16 protein-coding genes and 1 pseudogene are annotated in these 16,971 nt (G+C 70.5%); 1 reads left to right on the top strand and 16 read right to left on the bottom strand.

Annotation, left to right across the window (positions count from 1 at the left end):
- The 13 genes and pseudogenes from VGT06_09495 to VGT06_09435 all read right to left on the bottom strand — a co-directional run bounded on the left by VGT06_09495 (position 1) and on the right by VGT06_09435 (position 11,337).
- Positions 1-499: pseudogene (locus VGT06_09495) on the bottom strand (HPr kinase/phosphorylase).
- A 27-nt stretch (positions 500-526) separates the two neighbouring features.
- Positions 527-1,105, bottom strand: coding sequence for a ribosome-associated translation inhibitor RaiA (gene raiA / locus VGT06_09490; GenBank protein HEV8663355.1), 579 nt, complete (start codon positions 1,103-1,105; stop codon positions 527-529).
- A gap of 14 nt (positions 1,106-1,119) precedes the next feature.
- The gene (gene rpoN, locus VGT06_09485; GenBank protein ID HEV8663354.1) at positions 1,120-2,541 is read right to left on the bottom strand and encodes an RNA polymerase factor sigma-54; all 1,422 of its coding nucleotides are present in this window, start codon (positions 2,539-2,541) and stop codon (positions 1,120-1,122) included.
- A gap of 30 nt (positions 2,542-2,571) precedes the next feature.
- Positions 2,572-3,354: an LPS export ABC transporter ATP-binding protein gene (gene lptB, locus VGT06_09480; protein ID HEV8663353.1), complete on the bottom strand. Its 783-nt coding sequence runs from the start codon at positions 3,352-3,354 to the stop codon at positions 2,572-2,574.
- On the bottom strand, positions 3,305-3,817 hold the full coding sequence (gene lptA / locus VGT06_09475; protein HEV8663352.1) for a lipopolysaccharide transport periplasmic protein LptA: 513 nt from the start codon (positions 3,815-3,817) through the stop codon (positions 3,305-3,307). The genes lptB and lptA overlap by 50 nt, the downstream gene beginning before the upstream one ends.
- A 5-nt stretch (positions 3,818-3,822) precedes the next feature.
- Complete coding sequence (gene lptC / locus VGT06_09470; protein HEV8663351.1) at positions 3,823-4,404, bottom strand: LPS export ABC transporter periplasmic protein LptC; 582 nt, start codon at positions 4,402-4,404, stop codon at positions 3,823-3,825.
- Between the two features lie 49 nt (positions 4,405-4,453).
- Positions 4,454-5,620 carry an acyl-CoA dehydrogenase family protein gene (locus VGT06_09465; protein HEV8663350.1) on the bottom strand — a complete coding sequence of 389 codons (1,167 nt, stop codon included), beginning with the start codon at positions 5,618-5,620 and terminating at the stop codon, positions 4,454-4,456.
- 168 nt (positions 5,621-5,788) lie between these two features.
- Positions 5,789-7,273, bottom strand: coding sequence for an aldehyde dehydrogenase family protein (locus VGT06_09460; protein ID HEV8663349.1), 1,485 nt, complete (start codon positions 7,271-7,273; stop codon positions 5,789-5,791).
- A 28-nt stretch (positions 7,274-7,301) separates the two neighbouring features.
- The gene (locus VGT06_09455; protein ID HEV8663348.1) at positions 7,302-8,282 is read right to left on the bottom strand and encodes an ornithine cyclodeaminase family protein; all 981 of its coding nucleotides are present in this window, start codon (positions 8,280-8,282) and stop codon (positions 7,302-7,304) included.
- 474 nt (positions 8,283-8,756) lie between these two features.
- Positions 8,757-9,209, bottom strand: coding sequence for a HEPN domain-containing protein (locus tag VGT06_09450; protein HEV8663347.1), 453 nt, complete (start codon positions 9,207-9,209; stop codon positions 8,757-8,759).
- Entirely contained in the window at positions 9,196-9,732 is a 537-nt protein-coding gene (locus VGT06_09445) for a hypothetical protein (GenBank protein ID HEV8663346.1), read from the bottom strand. The genes VGT06_09450 and VGT06_09445 overlap by 14 nt, the downstream gene beginning before the upstream one ends.
- Positions 9,733-10,040: 308 nt before the next feature.
- The gene (locus tag VGT06_09440) at positions 10,041-10,619 is read right to left on the bottom strand and encodes a histidine phosphatase family protein (protein HEV8663345.1); all 579 of its coding nucleotides are present in this window, start codon (positions 10,617-10,619) and stop codon (positions 10,041-10,043) included.
- A gap of 22 nt (positions 10,620-10,641) precedes the next feature.
- Positions 10,642-11,337 carry a rhomboid family intramembrane serine protease gene (locus VGT06_09435; GenBank protein ID HEV8663344.1) on the bottom strand — a complete coding sequence of 232 codons (696 nt, stop codon included), beginning with the start codon at positions 11,335-11,337 and terminating at the stop codon, positions 10,642-10,644.
- Between the two features lie 117 nt (positions 11,338-11,454).
- On the opposite strand from VGT06_09435, the gene VGT06_09430 reads away from it, so the two are divergent.
- Entirely contained in the window at positions 11,455-12,921 is a 1,467-nt protein-coding gene (locus VGT06_09430) for a sensor domain-containing diguanylate cyclase (protein ID HEV8663343.1), read from the top strand.
- A gap of 39 nt (positions 12,922-12,960) precedes the next feature.
- Here VGT06_09430 and VGT06_09425 read toward each other — a convergent pair whose 3' ends face one another.
- Genes VGT06_09425 through VGT06_09415 form a run of 3 tightly spaced genes read right to left on the bottom strand, consistent with a single transcriptional unit; the run spans position 12,961 to position 16,855 of the window.
- The gene (locus VGT06_09425; protein HEV8663342.1) at positions 12,961-14,472 is read right to left on the bottom strand and encodes a long-chain fatty acid--CoA ligase; all 1,512 of its coding nucleotides are present in this window, start codon (positions 14,470-14,472) and stop codon (positions 12,961-12,963) included.
- A 52-nt stretch (positions 14,473-14,524) separates the two neighbouring features.
- Complete coding sequence (locus VGT06_09420) at positions 14,525-15,382, bottom strand: RNA polymerase sigma factor RpoD/SigA (GenBank protein HEV8663341.1); 858 nt, start codon at positions 15,380-15,382, stop codon at positions 14,525-14,527.
- A gap of 9 nt (positions 15,383-15,391) precedes the next feature.
- Positions 15,392-16,855 carry a DegQ family serine endoprotease gene (locus VGT06_09415; protein ID HEV8663340.1) on the bottom strand — a complete coding sequence of 488 codons (1,464 nt, stop codon included), beginning with the start codon at positions 16,853-16,855 and terminating at the stop codon, positions 15,392-15,394.
- Between the last annotated feature and the right edge of the window lie 116 nt (positions 16,856-16,971).

The raw sequence follows: 16,971 nt of genomic DNA, 5'->3' as shown, positions 1-16,971 counted from the left end.
ACTGCCGCGCGGCGTGATGCCCCATCAACTTCAGGAGGTGGTTGCGGGCGGCCACCTCCACCAGGATCGCCATGTTCCGGCCGGCGGAGACGGGAATGCGGAGGAGAGGGAGGCGGACGCCCACCAGCTCCGTGGTCTGGTCGTCCACCCCCAGGCGATCGTACTCGACCTCGGGGGACCAGGGCTCCAGCATCACCACGAGCTCGATGCGCTTCCGGTACCGGATGGCGGCGATGCCGAACAGGTCCCGGATATTGATGACGCCGAGCCCCCGGATCTCCATGTGGTGCCGGATCTCCTCCGGCCCCTGGCCGATGACGATGCGGGGGGACTCGCGGCTGACCAGGATCAGGTCATCGGCCACCAGCCGGTGGCCGCGCACCACCAAGTCGAGGGCGCACTCGCTCTTCCCGCTCCCGCTCGGTCCCTGGAGCAGGACCCCGATGCCGTAGACGTCCACCAGCACGCCGTGCAGGCGCGCCTGCTCCGGCCCCGCCTGCGCTCCCGGCATGGGCGCCCTCGATCGTTAGCCCTCGGGCTCGATGAGGCCGTACTGCCCGTCGCGGCGCCGGTACAGGACGTTCACCTGCCCGCTGAGGGCGTTCCGGAACACGAAAAAGGTATGCCCCAGGAGGTCCATCTGGAGGATGGCCTCGTCCACGGTCGCCGGCTTCAGGGCGAACCGCTTCACCTTCACCACCCGGGGCGCCGCCTCCTCCTGCGGCTCCTCCGCCAGCGCCGCGCCGGCCCCCCGGCGCAGGCCGCCCCCGCCGGTGGACCGTTCGCCCCCCCCGGCCAGCCGGTCCCCCCCCCGGGCCCAGTGGCGGATGATGCGCTCCTTGTAGCGGCAGATCTGGCGCTCGATCTTGTCCACCACCAGATCCAGGGAGGCGTACATGTCCGGCGTGCTCTCCTCCGCGCGGACGGTCAGGTCTCGGACCCGCAGAGTGACCTCGACGATCTGCCGGTACTTCTCCACCGAGAGCATCACGTGGGCCGCCGTGATGGCATCCAGGAACTTCTCCAGCTTCCCCAGCTTCTCCGCGGCATAGCTGCGGAGGGCCGCCGTGACCTCCAGGTTCCGGCCGGTGATGGTGAGCTGCATGGGTCCCCTCCCCCTCAGTAGCGGCGCCGCTTGCTGGAGGAGGGAATCCGGAGCTGGCTGCGGTACTTGGCCACCGTCCGGCGGGCGATCTCGACCCCCTGCTGCTGGAGGATCTCGACGATCTTCTGATCGCTGAGGGGCTTCCCCTGGTCCTCCTGCGTCAGCAGCTTCCGGACGATCTCCTTCACCGTCAGGGAGGAGACGGTCCCCCCGCCGTCGGTCGCCGGCACGCCCCGGTGGAAGAAGTACTTCAGCTCGAACAGCCCCTGCGGCGAGTGGACGTACTTATTGGTGGTGACCCGGCTCACCGTGGACTCGTGCATCCCGATGTCCTCGGCCACCTCCTTCAGGGTGAGGGGCCGCATGGCGCTGATCCCCTGCTCCAGGAATGGTCGCTGGAACTTCACGATGCTCTCGGTCACCTTGTACAGGGTGCGCTGCCGCTGCTCGATACTCCGGATGAGCCAGAGGGCCGAGCGCATCTTCCCCTCGACATACTCGCGCGTCTCCTTGGAGTTCTGGCTCCGCCGGGAGAGAATGGCCCGGTAGTAGCCGCTGACGCGGAGGCGGGGAAGCCCGTCTTCGTTCAGCACGACGACGAACCGGTCGTCCACCTTCAGGATGTAGACATCGGGGGTGATATAGCGGGGCTCGTCGGTGCTGAAGGTGCGCCCGGGCTTGGGCTCGAGACTGGCGATGAGCTCCAACGCCACCTGCACCTCGCGCGGGGGGACCTTCAGCCGGTCCGCCAGGCGGGCGATGTTCCGGTGCTCCAGCTCCGCCAGGTGCTCGCTGATGAGGCAGCGGGCTAATCGCGCCTCCGCCCCCCGGGCGTCCAGCTGGACGAGCAGGCACTCCCCGAGATCCCGGGCAGCCACGCCCACGGGGTCGAACGATTGGACGAGCCGGAGCGCCCGCTCGGGCACGGAGGGGTCGGCGGGAGGCTCCTCGTTCAGCTCCGCCAGGGGGACGGTCAGATAGCCGTTCTCGTCCAGGTTGCCGATGATCAGGTTGGCCCAGGCGATGAGGGAGGGGTCGGAGGTCGAGAGGTAGAGCTGGAAGGTGAGGTGGTCGGCCAGGGACCGGGGGCGGGTCATGGTCTCCTCGGGGCCGGCCCGCTCCAGCTCCTCCCGCGGAAACTCCCGCCGGTAGTCCGAGGCATCCTGCAGGTAGGCTTCCCAATCGGTCTCGGAGAGCTTCTCCTCCCGCTCGGGCTCGGCCGGCTCCTCCGCCGCGGCCTCCGTTTTGGTCTCCGGCACCTCCTCGGCGGCCTCGACCAGCTCCTCCTCGAGCAGCGGGTTCTCCTCCAGCTCCTGCCGGACCGTCTGGATCAGCTCCATCCGGGTGAGCTGCAGCAGCCCAATCGCCTGTTGCAGCGACTGGGTCATGATCATCCGCTGCGTCTGGCGGAGGCTGAGCTTGGCCTCGAGTGCCATCGTGTCCTGCGTCCCCCGGTCGCCCCCTGCCTAGAGGGTGAACCGCTCTCCCAGGTAGATCTCGCGCGCCCGCTCGTCGGCGGCCAGCTCCCGGGCGGTCCCGCTGATGAGGATCTCCCCCCGGTGGATGATATCGGCCCGATCGACGATGTGCAGCGTCTCCCGTACGTTGTGATCCGTGATGAGGATCCCGATCCCGCGGGCCCGGAGCTGGGCGATGATCCCCTGGATCTCGTCCACGGCGATGGGATCGATCCCGGCGAACGGCTCGTCCATCAGGATGCAGCTCGGGTCGGTGGCCAGGCACCGGCTGATCTCGGCCCGCCGGCGCTCCCCCCCCGAGAGGGAGTACGCTTTCCGCGCGGCCAGGTGCGCGATCCCCAGCTCCCGCAGGAGGGCAGCCGCGCGCTCGCGCCGCTCCTCGCGGGAGAGGGGGAGCCCCTCCAGGATCGCCAGGAGATTCTCCTCCACCGTCAGCTTCCGGAAGATGGAGGGCTCCTGGGGGAGGAAGCCCAGCCCCCGCCGCGCCCGCTGGTAGACCGGAAGGGGGGTGACCTCCTCGCCGTTGAGGAAGACCGCCCCCCGGTCCGGCTGCAGGAGCCCGAGGGCCATGAAGAAGGTGGTAGTCTTCCCGGCCCCGTTGGGACCCAGGAGGCCCACCACCTCGCCCGGCCCCACCGTGATGCTGACCCCCGACACGACGGTCCGACCCCGGAACGCCTTCACCAGGTTCACGGTCCGGAGGATGGCGCCGGAGACCGCCTCAGGGCCTGGGCGGACCTCCGGGGTCGCGCCTGGGGTAGATGACGGCATGGACCCGCGCGTCCCCCTCCCCCTCCACCACGTGGCGATCCTCGCGGAGGTAGAGGGTGATGGTGCTGCCGGTGACAACGTTCTCCTGCTGCCAGGCCCGCGCGCTCCCCTCGAGCAGCACCTTCTCGTCGCGGGCGAAGTAGGTGGCGGCATCCGCCGTCGCCTCCCGCCCCCCGCGCTCGGTGAGCCGCACGTGCCCGGTCGCCCGGACGCGCTGCACCTCCTGCATCGCCTCGTCGAAGGTGAACTCCATCCGGTCGGCCAGGATGGTCAGGGCGCTGTCGCGCGCGACAACGCTACCGGCGTAGGTGGCGGTGTGCGCTTTCCGGTCCACCTCCAGGCGGTCGGCCGAGATGGTGATGGCGCTCCCCTTCCGCGCCGGGCCGAGGGGGCCCCGAGCGGGGGAGGAGGTTTCCGCCGCCGCCGCGCCGGCCCCAAGGACCAGGGCCGCCAGCACGAGCATCGCCTTCACGACCGGCCCCCTGCCCGTCCGGTGACCCGGGAACCCCGGTGGACTTTGAGCGTCAGGCGCTCGAGAGTCAGGTCCGTCTCCATCCCCTCTCCCTCGACCGTGAGTCCGGCTCGCTCCAGCGTGACGGGGGCGTTCGTCTCCAGGGTCCGCCGATCTGCCGACCAGGTCAGGTGGTCCGTCCGGAGGACGACGCCCTGGTCGGAGCGCGCGGTGACGGTGCCCTCGAGCAGCACCTGCCGCCTGTCCGCCAACACCACCACCCGGTCGGCGACCGATTCGAGCCGCCGCCCGTCGCTGTAGAGCGTAATCCGCACCGGCTCCGCCCCCCGGCTGAGGAGGGTGCGTCCCTCCCGCTCGAAGACCGTCGCGCGGTCCGCCTCCGCCTCCCAGAGCCGCTCCCCCGCCCGGTCCTCCACCACGCGGACGCCCACGAGGGTGAGGTCGGGACGGCCGCCGGGCGACGGGGTCGGGCGAGCGGAGAGCGGCAGCCCCGCCGTCACGCCCCACAGGAGCAGGACCGCTCCCGCCCCGGCGACTCCGGCAACTGCAAGCCCGATGCCCAGAACCCGACGTCGCATGCCCTTCCATAGCACAGGGTCAGGGGTAAGGCAAGGCGGGACTTGCCCCTCACGCGAAGGCGGCGATCCCCGTGATGTCCCGGCCCAGGATCAGGGTGTGGATATCGTGAGTCCCCTCATAGGTGTACAGGGTCTCCAGGTTGCAGAGGTGCCGCATGACCGGGTACTCGTCCACGATCCCGTTGGCCCCGTGGATGTCCCGCGCCAGCCGGGCGACCCGCAGGGCCTGCTCCACGTTGTTCCTCTTGGCCAACGAGACCTGGGTGTGCCGGAGCTTCCCCGCGTCCTTCAGGCGCCCGAGCTGCAGGCAGAGGAGCTGCGCCTTGGTGATCTCGGTCAGCATGGTGACCAGCTTGTCCTGCACCAGTTGGAAGCTCGCGATGGACTTCCCGAACTGGCGCCGGGCCTTCGCGTAGGTCAGGGCGGCGTCGTAGCAGGCCGTGGCCGCCCCCACCGCCCCCCAGGCGATCCCGTACCGCGCCTGGTTGAGGCAACCCAGGGGGGCCTTCAGGCCGTCCGCGCCCGGAAGCCGGCCCTCGGCGGGGATGCGGCAGTCCTGGAGGGTCAGCTCGGAGGTCACGGAGGCGCGCATGGAGAGCTTCCCGTGGATGTCCCGGGCGGCGAAGCCCGGCGTCCCCCGCTCCACCAGGAACCCCCCGAAGGTCTCCTCCACCCGAGCCCAGATGACGGCCACGTCCGCGATGGATCCGTTCGTGATCCAGAGCTTGGTCCCGTTCAGGACGTAGCCGTCGCCGGCCCGCACCGCCTTCGTCTCCATGCCTCCCGGGTCCGAGCCGTGGTCCGGCTCCGTGAGGCCGAAGCAGGCCACCTTCCGCCCCGCCGCCAGCTCGGGGAGCCAGCGCCGCTTCTGGGCCTCCGACCCGAAGGCGTGAAGCGCGTACATGCCGAGGGGCCCCTGGACGGACGCGAACGAGCGGATGGCCGAATCCCCCCGCTCCAGCTCCCGCATGGCGAGCCCGTAGGCGACATTGTTGATCCCGGCACACCCGTACCCCTGGAGGTTCGCCCCGAGCACCCCGAGCTCCCCCAGGCGGGAAATGAGGTGCACCGGGAAGGTTCCGGCACGGTTGTGCTGGTCAATGATCGGCAGGACCTCCGCCTCCACGAAGTCCCGGACCGTGTCCCGGATCAGCCGCTCCTCCGGGGAGAGGAGTTCCTCGATGCCGTAGTAGTCCACCCCCGCGAACTTGGCCATGGCTCTCCCCGCCGCTAGTGTGACTCCACCGATCTGTCCCAGGTGCTCACGTACCGACTCGGGTGCCGGGCCAAATGACGAGCATCACGCGCGCCTTCGGAGCCGCCGCCCTTTTCCCCGGGCCGGCCGGAGGCGTACGCCTTTTGTACGTTCAGGGCCGCCGCCCCCTCACACGTCGATCTGCGCGCGCTGCAACTTGCCGCTGTAGTCCACGTAGATCGTCTTCCACTCGGTGAAGATGTCCAGGACCTGCGGGCCCCCCTCCCGGTGGCCGTTGCCGGTCGCCTTGATGCCCCCGAAGGGAAGGTGAACCTCCGCGCCGATGGTGGGGGCGTTCACATAGGTAATGCCCGCCTGCAGGTCCCCCATCGCCCGGAAGGCCCGGTTCACGTCCTGCGTGTAGACCGCGGTGGAGAGCCCGTAGCGGACGTTGTTGGCGACCGCGACCGCCTCCTCGAAGGAGCGGACCGGGAGGATCGCGACCGTCGGGCCGAAGATCTCCTCCTGGGCGATCCGCATGGCGGGCTTCACGTTCGCGAACACGGTGGGGCGGTAGAAATACCCCTTGGCGAGCGCCCCCTCCCGGGCGAAGGCGCCGCCGCAGAGCAGCGCCGCCCCCTCCCGCTGCCCGACCTCCGTGTACTGGTGGACCCGCTGGAGCTGCGCCTCGTTGACGACCGGCCCCACCTCCGTCTCCGGGAGGAGACCGTCCCCCAGGTGGAGCCGCGTGGCCCGCCCGACCAGTGCGTCGGTGAACTGCCGGGCGACCGCCTCGTGGACGATGAGGCGGCTCGCCGCCGTGCACCGCTGCCCGGTGGTCCCGAACCCGCCCCAGATCGCCCCATCCACCGCCAGCTCCAGGTTCGCATCCTCCAGGACCAGAATGCAGTTCTTCCCCCCCATCTCCAGGGAGCAGCGCCGGTGCTCCTTCGCGCAGGCGACCGCCACATCCTGCCCCACCTCCGAGGACCCGGTGAAGGAGACCAGGCCCACCAGGGGATGCCGGACCAGCGGCGCCCCTGCCTCCTCCCCCGTGCCGTGGACGAGTTGCAGGACCTCGGGGGGGAGACCGGCCTCCAGAAGGATTTCCACCAGGAGGTGGCCGAGGAGGGGGGTGTCCTCGGCGGGCTTGAAAATGACCGTGTTCCCGGCGACGAGGGCCGGGACCAGCTTCCAGGTGGGGATCGCCAGCGGGAAGTTCCAGGGGGTGATGCAGGCGACCACGCCCACGGGGACCCGGACGCTCATGGCCCATTTGTCGGGAAGCTCCGAGGGGGTCGTCTGCCCCGTCAGGCGCCGCCCCTCGCCGGCGATGTAGTACGTCATGTCGATGCCTTCCTGCACGTCGCCCCGCGACTCCTTCAGGACCTTCCCCATCTCCCGGGTCATGCTCCGGGCCAGCTCCTCCTTCCGCCGGAGGAGCGTCTCGCCGGCCCGGAAGAGGATCTCGGCCCGCCGGGGGGCCGGCACCCGCCTCCACCGCTCGAAGGCTCCCGCCGCCGCGCGCGCGGCAGCATCCACGTCGCGGGCATCGCTCCGCGGGAAGTGCCCCAGCACGTCCTCCGTGTTGGCCGGACTCCTGTCCGCAAAGGTCTGCCCCGACGCCGCCTCGACCCACTTCCCGCCGATGAGGTTCTTGTATGCCTGGGCCATGGGCCTCCTCCCGCGCTCCCGGGTCGCCTCAGTCCAGCGCGAGGCGGGTCCCCCGCCCGGCGGCCTGCGCCTTCCGGTAGGCCAGACGCGCCGCCGCCAGGTCCTCCAGGGCGAACCCGACCGACTTGAAGACCGTGATGTCCTCAGGGGAGGTCCGGATGGACCGTGCCCCCGTCACCAGCTCGGCCAGGTCGGCCAGGATGTGGTCCCGGCCGATGGCCCCCTCCGCCATCGGGATCAAGAGCTCCCCGGCCTCCGCCAGGGCCCCCTGCATCGTGTCCACCACCACCTTCGCGCGCCGGATGGTGACCGTGTCCAGCTCGCGGGTCTGCGGGGTGTACGCTCCCACCGCCGTGACGTGCGCCCCCGGCTTCAGATCGTGCCCGTCGAAGAGTGGGGCCTGAGCCGTCGTCGCCGTCACCACGAGGTCGGCCTCCCGCACCACCTCCGCCGGGTCCGCCGCGACGGACACCGCCAGGCCCGCCGTCCGGGCCAGCCTCGCCGCGCAGGCGGCCGCCCGCACGGGGTCCCGGCCCTTCAGGATGACCCGGGTCAGCGGGAAGAGGGTCCGAAAGGTCTCCACGTGCGCGGCGGCCTGCGCGCCGGCCCCGAACACGCCCAGCGTCCGGCACTCGGCGCGCGCCAGGTGGCGGGCCGCGAGGGCGGAGGTGGCAGCGGTCCGGAGGAGCGTGAGAGTGGTGCCGTCCAGCAGGGCCTGGGGGAGCCCGGTCTCGGGATCGGTCAGGAGGTAGAGCGCGGGGACGACCGGAAGGCCGGCGGCCCGGTTGCCCGGGAAGACCCCCACCACCTTCGTCCCCACCCCCTCCGCCTTCCCGAGGCGGGCCGGCATGATGAGCAGCGTCCCGCGCCCCGGGACCTCCAGGACCGTCCGGAGCGGAACGGTGCTCTCCCCCCGTGCCAGGATCGCGAAGGCCTCCCCCATGGCCCCGATGACCTCCGGGACCGGTAAGAGGGCCTGCAGGTCGTCACGGGTGAGCAGGAGCACCATCAGCCCCTCGGAACCACCGGGGCACGGGCAGGGCCCGCGGGGAGACACGCGCGGGACGGACAGGGGGGAGGCGAACGCAGGGCGGACCCATCGCTCGCACCATAGCACAGCCGCCGAGGCGCGAACAAGAGACCGCGGCGTCTCGCCGGGCACAGACAGATCCGGCGGGACCGGGCCACGACGTCCGTGCCCGGCCCCGCCGGCGGTGCGCAGCAGGGTACCGATGAGGCCAGCTGGGGGGACGTGCCCCCCAGCACAGAGACTCCGCTTACTTCTTCTTCGGCCGAGCCTTCTTGGGCTTCCTCTTCGCCATTAGGGCTTTCACCCCCCTTCGGTTGCGGGTGGATGTCGCCTACGCCACCTACTTCTTCTTCTTGGCCTTCTTTGCCTTCTTCTTCGCCATCAGGTGCTCACCCCCTTTCCGGTCCAGGATCCCCCCGCCATCGGGCGTGCGCGCCCGGGCGAGGGCAGGGCCTACAGCAGGCTCCGCTGTGGGTTCTTCTCCTGGATGCGCTGCAGGACGCGCTGCACGAACTCTTCCGCGGCCTTGAGGGCCCCCTCGCCCTCGTAGGTCGAGATCGGGCGGTCTGCGGCGTCGAGGAACTGCTGACTCTTGCGCCGCATCCGCTCCAGCTGGTTCAGGAGGGGGAGGAAGTCGGGCGGCAGCAGGCTGCTGACCACCTGCAGGACCGTCTTCACCTGTTCCCGCCCCTTGGGGCGCAGCCCCTCCGCCAGCACCAGGGCGCGGGCTGCCCGGACCATCCCCTGGGCCGCCATCGTGTAGGCCCACTCTCGGTCCACGAGCAGCGTCGCCTTTGCGGTCTGCAGGTCCTTGGCGGCGCGCCTGGCGAGGGAGGCCACCTGCTTCCCGCTCGCCCCCGCGTCATCCAGAAGGCCCTTTGCCCGCAACTCGTCATAGCGCATCATCCGAGCCGACCACCACTACCCGATCCCCCTGAAGGACCTCGGTCAGGAACGGATCCCCTTCCTCCCTCCGCCGGACGAACTCGGCCCGGTCGAACACCAGGAGGTTGATCTCCCGCCCCAGCCGCTGTTCCAGATCCGCCACCGTCTGGTTCAGGCCGGCCATGTCCGCGGAGCCCACGACGATCAGATCCAGGGCCCCCGCATCCGTCGCCAACGCATCGGCCTTCGCGCCGTACAGAAACGCCGCCACCACCCCTTCCACCTTCCGGAGGGCGGCGGCAATCGTCCCGGGGACACCGCGGGTCTTGTCGATGATCGCCTTCAGCTCGGGGTACACCGGCGACCGGAGGTTCGCACTGTAGTACCGCAGGTTCCCCACCTTCAGGCTCTGCAGGATCCCCGCCTTTTCCAAGTTGTCCAACTCCCGCTTGATCCCCGAGATGTCCCGCCGGAGCTGGCGCGCCAACTCCCGGACGTAAAATCGCTCCTCCGGTCGGCCGAGCAGGCGCACCAGGAGGTCCACGCGCGTTTGGGAGGAAAACAGCCGCTGGAGCATTCCCTCATACCCTCATACCTTCTGTTGAGGCAAATACATCAATCGTTATTTCTTTGTCAACACCTTTTTTTAATCCCTGGTTCTCCTTGGGAAATCCGCTCCGTTCCAGAGGCCGGACCGGGAGCAAGGCCGGGCTTTGTACAGCTCCAGAGAAGGCTTCGGGTCCGCCTGGCCGGCAGTTGGCAGAGTTGCTGGAGGCATTGTCGAGGGAACGTGCGGCAGCTTCCAGGTGGGCCAGGAGAGAGCCGGGGCAGAACCGACAGGCGATGACGTCGTTAGGCGGCGGGTCCAGACGGACGGTGAGACAAGACGTCCGGCGGGAGGGACAGGGGGGTCACGCCGACCACCTCGGTCCGATCAATGGCGAAGGCGGCGCCCTCGCACTCCCGCAGGAACTCGACAGGACCTCCCCCGTACGCCCCCGCGGCGAGCAGGATCGCCGGCTCGATGGAGCCCGTGTGCGTGATGGCCAGCGCCCGGCCTCCCGCGGGCAGCCGGTCGGCGACGTGGCGGAGGGCCCCGAGCAGCCGCTCGCCAGCCTCGAACAGCAGATCGCGCGTGGCCGGGACGCGCAGGAACGCTTCCAGGAGCGTGAGCACGCGGTCCTGGGCTGCGCGGCGGATCTGCGGGAGGAGCGCCCCCAGGGCCTCGGCCGGGGGCGAGTCGAAGGCGGGATCGATCCGGAAGTTGGAAAACCCGAAGGCCCGAGCCGTCTGGATGCAGCGGGACGCCGTCCCCGTCAGGACCGCGGCGTAGGGGCGGTGGAGCGTCTGACCGACCCGGGAGGCCAGCGCCCACCCTGCGGGGGTGAGCAGCCCGTCGGGCCCGCGGGGCGCGTGGCGCCGCACCTCCACCTGGCAGGGATCTCCCACGCGCTTACCGCCGGAAGAGCCGGACGGAGACCGTCCGGCGTTTGAAGAACGGGAGGAGCACCATGCCCGCGGCGAAGCCGCCGATGTGGGCGAACCAGGCCACGCCGCCCCCCTGGAAGCTGAAGGCGAGGAGGCCGTTCACGACCTGCACCACGATCCAGAATCCCAGGACGATCACGGCGGGGATCTCGACGACGCGCCAGAACCAGCCCAGGGTGATGAGGGTGAGGACCCGCGCGTGCGGGTACAGGAGGAGGTACGCCCCCAGGACGCCCGAGACCGCGCCGCTCGCCCCCACCATGGGGATGGTCGAGCTCGGCCCGGCCAGCACCTGGCTGAAGGCGGCCCCCAGGCCACTCAGCAGGTAGAAGAGCAGGAACCGCGCCCGCCCCATGGCGTCTTCCACGTTGTTCCCGAAGATCCACAGGTAGAGCATGTTCCCGGCCACGTGGAAGAGGCCGCCGTGAACGAACATCGAGCTGAAGAGGGTGACCCCCACCGGGAACGGGTGGGGGGCCAGGGTCACGCCGGAGGTGAGCTCCCGCGGGATCAGCCCGTAGCGCAGGAACACCATCCGGGCGGACTCGGGAGCCAGCAGGTACCGGTAGAGGAGAAGGAAGACGGCCACATTGGCGGCGATGAGGGCGACGGTGATGACCGGGAAGCGGCGAACCGGCAGGTTGTCGCGGAGGGGGATCATGGCGCGGTGCCGACGCTAGCAGAGGGGGTAGGCCCCGGCAAGGGAAATTCGCGCTGGCAGCGTCCTGGCGCGCGTGCTAAAATCCCGCGGACTTTTCCCGGGATAAGGAGGGGCAGGGTGGCCGCGGCAGGCAGACGCATTCTCACCATCGATCCCGAGGGACTTCTGCCGGCCGCCGTCCAGGCGCGGCTCACGGCCGAGGGGTTCCAGGCCGTCCCGGTCGGCCGGTCCCCCCAGGCGCTGCACCGGCTGCAGGTCGAAGGCGCCGCCGCCATCCTCGCCTGCGATCGCGCCGCCGACCCCCTGGTTCGCCGGCTGGTGGCCAGCGCCCTCGGCCTCGAGCCCCACCTCCCCGTGGTCCTCCTCTGCCCCGGCGGCGTGGTGGACCCGCAGTTCTCCCCCGACCCCCGCCACCAACCCCTCGGCCTGCCCCTGCCGCCCGACCCGGACGCGCTGGTCAGCGCGCTCAGGCGCGCCCTCGAGGAGGAGCCGGAGCCCCGTCGGCCGCCCCGCCCGCCCGAGGCGGCCGGCCCCCTGATTCCGCTCGAGGCCTTCCACGAGGTCGGGAAGGCCCTCACCTCCACCCTGAAGCTCTCCGAGATCCTGAACAGCATCGCGGACACCATGAGCCACTTCGTCCAGTGCGAAGCCTGGTCGCTCCTCCTCATGGACGAGCGGCGCCAGGAGCTGCGCTTCGAGGTCGCCACCGGGGAGCAGGGGCCGGTGGTGAAGCAGTTCCGCCTGAAGCCCGGGGAGGGGATCGCCGGCTGGGTGGCAGGGGAGGGGGAGGCCTGCATCGTGGAGGACGTGGCGGCCGACGCCCGCTTCGCGGCGCACGTGGACGGTGCCACCGGCTTCACCACCCGGACCGTCCTCTGCGTCCCGCTGAAGAGCAAGGGGAAGGTCCTGGGGGTGATCGAGCTCCTGAACAAGGTGGGCGGCGCGGTCTTCGACAGCCGGGACCTGCAGGTGGTGCGCATCCTGGCCGACTACGCGGCCATCGCCATCGAGAACGCCCGCCTCTACCAGCGGGCGGAGGAGCTTGCGGTCACCGACGACGTCACCGGCATCCACAACTCCCGGTACTTCCACCACATCCTGGAGCGGGAGTTGAACCGGGCCCGGCGATACCAGCGGCCCCTGTCCGTCCTCTTCATCGACCTGGACTACTTCAAGGCCGTCAACGACACCCACGGGCACCAGCAGGGGAGCCAGGTCCTCCGGGAGGTGGCCCAGGTCCTCAAGACCTCGATCCGCACCGTGGACCTCATCGCCCGCTACGGGGGGGACGAGTTCATCGTGGTCCTCCCCGACACCGACGCGGCCACCGCCGCCCGCCTGGGCGAGCGGCTCCGGACCACGCTCGCGAAGACCGAGTTCCTGGCGCCGGAGGGCCTCGCCCTCCGCCTCACCGCCTCCTTCGGCGTGGCCGCCTATCCGGACCACGCCCGGACGAAGGAGGAGCTGATCCGCTTCGCCGACCAGGCCATGTATCGGGCCAAGGGGCACCGGCGCAACACGGTGTACATCGCGACCGAGCTGGCCGAGCCCGCGCCGGAGCGCCCGGCGCGCCGCCGCAAATAGCCCTCCCTCCCCACTTCCCCCCAGAAGGCCGCGCCAGGCTCAGCCGGCCTGCCCCTTCAGCACGTGCTTGAGGACTTTCCCGGTGGCGTTGCGGGGGAGCGCATCCAGGAAGACGATCCGCTTCGGGAGCTTGAAGAGGGCGAGGCGCTCGCGGAGGTAGCGGAGGAGGTCCTGGCCGCTGGCCGCCTGCCCCGGGCGCAGCACGACGAAGGCGGCCGGCTCCTCTCCCTTCACGCGGTCGGGGAGGCCGACGATGGCCGCCTCGGCCACCGCGGGGTGGCCCTCCAGGACCACCTCCACCTCCCGCGGGTACACGTTCAGGCCACCGACGATCAGCATGTCCTTCTTCCGGTCCACGATGGTGAGGTAGCCCTCCTCGTCGAGCCGCCCGAGGTCGCCGGTGTAGAACCAGCCGTCCCGCAGGACCGCCGCCGTCTCCTCGGGCTGGTTGAGGTAGCCCAGCATCACGTTGGGCCCCTTGGCCGCGATCTCCCCCACCCTCCCCGTCGCCACCGGCTGCCCGGCCTCGTCCACGATCCGGATCTGGACCCCCGGCAGCGGCAGACCCACCGATCCCACCTTCCGCTTCCCGGAAGGCGGGTTGACCGTCAGGGCCGGGGAGCACTCCGTGGGGCCGTAGCCCTCGGTGAGGGGGATGCCGTAGCGCGCCTCGAAGCGGTGAAGAACCTCCACAGGGAGCGGCGCCCCGCCCGAGACGCACACCCGGAGCGCGGACAGGTCCACGGCGCTCTCGGGGAGGCTGGCCAGGAGGGAGTACATGGCCGGGACCCCGGCGAAGACGGTGCAGCGACGCTCGCTCAGCGTCCGGAGGAGGGCCTCCGGGGCGAACCGGGGCTCCACCACGACCGTCGCGCCGACCGAGAGGGGAAAGAGGGTCATGACCGTGGCGGCGAAGGAGTGGAACATGGGGAGCACACAGCAGAAGACATCCTCCGGGCCGCAGCGGATGACCTGACCAAAGGAGTCGATGTTGGCCAGGATGTTGGCGTGACTCAGGAGGGCCCCCTTGGGGCGCCCGGTCGTCCCGGAGGTATAGAGGCAGGCGGCCACCTCGGCGGCCGGCGCCTCGGCCGGCGCGTGCCGGGCCGCCCGCATCCCCGCCCCCAGCGTCACATCCGGCGGCGCCACCCCCCCTTCGTCCCCATCCAGGACGAGCACCCGGGGCCGCTCCGGCCCCCCGCCGGCCGCCTCCCGCACCGTGGGATAGAAGCTCCGGAGCGTGACCGCGAGGGGCGCCCCGGAGTCCTGGAGGATGTGCCGCACCTCGGCCGGCTTGAAGAGGGTATTCACGGGCACCACCGTCCCGCCGGCCTCCTGGATGGCGAAGTAGGCCGCGACGAACTCGGGGGCGTTCGGGAGCATCATGACCACACGCTCCCCGAGGCCAAGGCCGAGCCCCCGCAGGATCGCGGAAAGGCCCAGCACCTCCGCCTGGAGCGCCCGGTACGTGAGGACCCGGGGGCCGGCGAGGAGGGCGGGCTTCTCCGGGTAGGCGGCGGCGCTCTTGCGCAGCAGCTCAGGAAGGGTCATGGCGGGCGGATGCTATCAGAACGGAAAAAGGGAGGTCAAGGCTCGCGGGGGATCAGTTGAGGTAATCCTGAAGCTGGCGGGATCTGGCGATGAGGCGGAGCTTCCGCTTCGCCTTCTCCTCGATCTGGCGGACCCGCTCCCGGGAGAGGCGCAGCCGCTTCCCCACCGCCTCCAGGGTCATGGGCTCGTCGCTCTCTATGCCGAAGCGAAGCTCGATGACCTGCCGCTCCCGCGGCTTCAGCTCCCGGAGGAGCCGGTCCACCTCCTCCCGGAAGGACTTGCGGATGAGGTCGAAGTCCGCCGCGGGGATCGCCTCTCCGCCGAGCGCGGCGACCTCCCGCCGGTCCTCCATCCCCTTGTCGTCGTCCAGGGAGGACTGGCGGGCACTGATCCGGAGGACATCCTCCACCTCTTCCAGGCTCAGGTTGAGCTGGTTCGCCAGGTCCTGATCCGTGGGCTCCGCCCCCATCTGCTGGGCCAGCTCGGCCCGGGCCACCCGGAGCTGGCTGGCCAGCCGGGCCTTTCGGAGCGGCAGGCGCATGGCGCCACTTCCCCGGGCCAGCGCCTGCATGATGGCCTGCCGGATCCACCAGACCGCATAGGTGATGAACTTCACGTTGTACTCGGGCCGGAACCGGCGTCCAGCCTCCAGGAGGCCCAGGTTCCCCTCGTTGATCAGGTCGAGGAGAGAGAGGCCGCAGCCCTGGTAATGCATGGCCACCTTGACGACGAAGCGGAGGTTGGCCTCCACGAGCTGCCGCAGCGCTTCCTCATCCCCCTCCTGGATCCGCTTCGCCAGCTCCAGCTCTCGCTCCTTGGGCAGAAGGGAGATCCGGACGATCCGCTTCAAGTACCCCGCGAGCGCGTCGTCCGTGATCTCGTCGTAGAACTGCGCGGACCGGCGGGGCATCGCCCCTCCTTACCCCTTCTCCGGGTGGATCACCACAAACTGACTCCCCCCATCCCTCCACACCCGGAGGAGGATCCCCTTCTCCCCCGCGCGGCGCACCGCCGCCACGAACTCCTTACTGTTTCGCACTCTCTGGCGCCCGACCTCGAGGATGACGTCTCCGGCCCGCAGTCCCGTCCGGGCGGCGGGCCCCTCCGGGTCGAGCTCGGACACCACCACCCCCCCCGTCTCCTTGAGGCCGAATTGCTCCCGGAGCTCGGGCGTCAGGTCCTGCACCTTGAACCCGTACCGGGCAGCCCCCTGCTCGTCGGGCACCGCCGCCGCCACCGGCTCCTCCGCGGGCATCTCCCCCACGGCGAGCGTCAGGAACAGGTCGCCGCCCTCCCGCCGGACCTTGAGGTTCACCTGCTTGCCCGGGGGAACGGCCGCGACGAGCCGCTGGAGTTGGGACACCCCGGTCACCTTCGCCCCGTCCACCTCCAGGACCACGTCTCCCGCCTTCAGGCCCCCCTTCTCGGCCGGCCCGTCCTTCAGGACATTGGCGATCAGGACCCCCTCATCCGGCTTCACCCCGAACTGGGCCGCCAGGTCCTCCGTGAGGCTCTGGATCTGCACCCCCAGCCACCCCCGGACCACCCGGCCCTGGGCGATGAGCATGTCCTTGATCCCCTTGGCCATGTTGATGGGGATGGCGAACCCGATCCCCTGCCCCGCCGCCACGATGGCGGTATTGATCCCGAGGACCTCGCCCCGGACGTTCAGGAGCGGCCCGCCCGAGTTGCCCGGGTTGATGGAGGCGTCGGTCTGGATGAAATCCTCGTAGGCGGTGATCCCCACGTTGCTCCGGCCCGTGGCGCTGATGACCCCAACGGTGACCGTCTGGGACAACCCGAAGGGGTTGCCGATGGCAATCGCCCACTCTCCGATCCGGATCCGGTCCGAGTCGCCCAGCCGGGCCGGCGTGAGCCCCGTCGCCTTCTCGATCCGGATGACCGCCAGATCCGTCTTGGGGTCGGTCCCCACCACCTTCGCCTTGAAGGTCCGCTTGTCGGAGAGCGTCACCTGGATCTCGTCGGCCCGTTCGATGACGTGGTTGTTGGTCAGGATAAAGCCCTGCTGATCAATGATGACGCCCGACCCGAGGCTGCGCCGCTCCAGATCCCGCCGCGGCCCCTCGCGGAAGAAGCGCTCGAAGAAGTCGTCCCCGAAGAATTCCCGGAAGGGGCCGCGGAAGAAGGGGTCCACCTGGGGCCGGCGGGGCGGGCGCGCCTTCTGGGTCGTGTTGATGTTCACGACGGCAGGCTTCACCCGCTCCGCCACCTCGACGAAGGCCTCCTGCACCGCCTGGAGCGCTTCCAGCGAGGGCTTGGCCGCTCCGGGCCGCGGGAGAGAGAGGGTGGCGGCGACCAGGGCCGCGACCGCGAAGGCGCGGAGCAGGGCTGGCCAGATCCTGCGACGGGTGCGTGTCCTCATGCCCGCACTCCTTGCTCTCTACGCGAGACGAGGATTTCACCGTACCACACGCTTCGAGAGGGTGTCAACGGAGCGGCGGGTGGAACGAGGGATTGGGGGGTGGACCGTCGGGATTC

The organism is Candidatus Methylomirabilis sp., assembly GCA_036000645.1.
In the GTDB taxonomy this organism is placed as follows: Bacteria; Methylomirabilota; Methylomirabilia; order Methylomirabilales; family JACPAU01; genus JACPAU01.
This window is presented reverse-complemented; position numbering and strand designations above follow the sequence as displayed.

What these genes read in the sequence shown, in the direction of transcription:
- VGT06_09460 (HEV8663349.1), bottom strand. Translation starts at nt 7,273, where the DNA reads ATGGCCCAGGCATACAAGAACCTCATCGGCGGGAAGTGGGTCGAGGCG.
- VGT06_09435 (HEV8663344.1), bottom strand. Translation starts at nt 11,337, where the DNA reads ATGATCCCCCTCCGCGACAACCTGCCGGTTCGCCGCTTCCCGGTCATC.
- VGT06_09415 (HEV8663340.1), bottom strand. Translation starts at nt 16,855, where the DNA reads ATGAGGACACGCACCCGTCGCAGGATCTGGCCAGCCCTGCTCCGCGCC.
- lptB (HEV8663353.1), bottom strand. Translation starts at nt 3,354, where the DNA reads ATGCCGTCATCTACCCCAGGCGCGACCCCGGAGGTCCGCCCAGGCCCT.
- VGT06_09465 (HEV8663350.1), bottom strand. Translation starts at nt 5,620, where the DNA reads ATGGCCAAGTTCGCGGGGGTGGACTACTACGGCATCGAGGAACTCCTC.
- VGT06_09420 (HEV8663341.1), bottom strand. Translation starts at nt 15,382, where the DNA reads ATGCCCCGCCGGTCCGCGCAGTTCTACGACGAGATCACGGACGACGCG.
- rpoN (HEV8663354.1), bottom strand. Translation starts at nt 2,541, where the DNA reads ATGGCACTCGAGGCCAAGCTCAGCCTCCGCCAGACGCAGCGGATGATC.
- VGT06_09455 (HEV8663348.1), bottom strand. Translation starts at nt 8,282, where the DNA reads ATGGTGCTCCTGCTCACCCGTGACGACCTGCAGGCCCTCTTACCGGTC.
- lptC (HEV8663351.1), bottom strand. Translation starts at nt 4,404, where the DNA reads ATGCGACGTCGGGTTCTGGGCATCGGGCTTGCAGTTGCCGGAGTCGCC.
- VGT06_09450 (HEV8663347.1), bottom strand. Translation starts at nt 9,209, where the DNA reads ATGATGCGCTATGACGAGTTGCGGGCAAAGGGCCTTCTGGATGACGCG.
- VGT06_09425 (HEV8663342.1), bottom strand. Translation starts at nt 14,472, where the DNA reads ATGACCCTTCCTGAGCTGCTGCGCAAGAGCGCCGCCGCCTACCCGGAG.
- raiA (HEV8663355.1), bottom strand. Translation starts at nt 1,105, where the DNA reads ATGCAGCTCACCATCACCGGCCGGAACCTGGAGGTCACGGCGGCCCTC.
- lptA (HEV8663352.1), bottom strand. Translation starts at nt 3,817, where the DNA reads ATGCTCGTGCTGGCGGCCCTGGTCCTTGGGGCCGGCGCGGCGGCGGCG.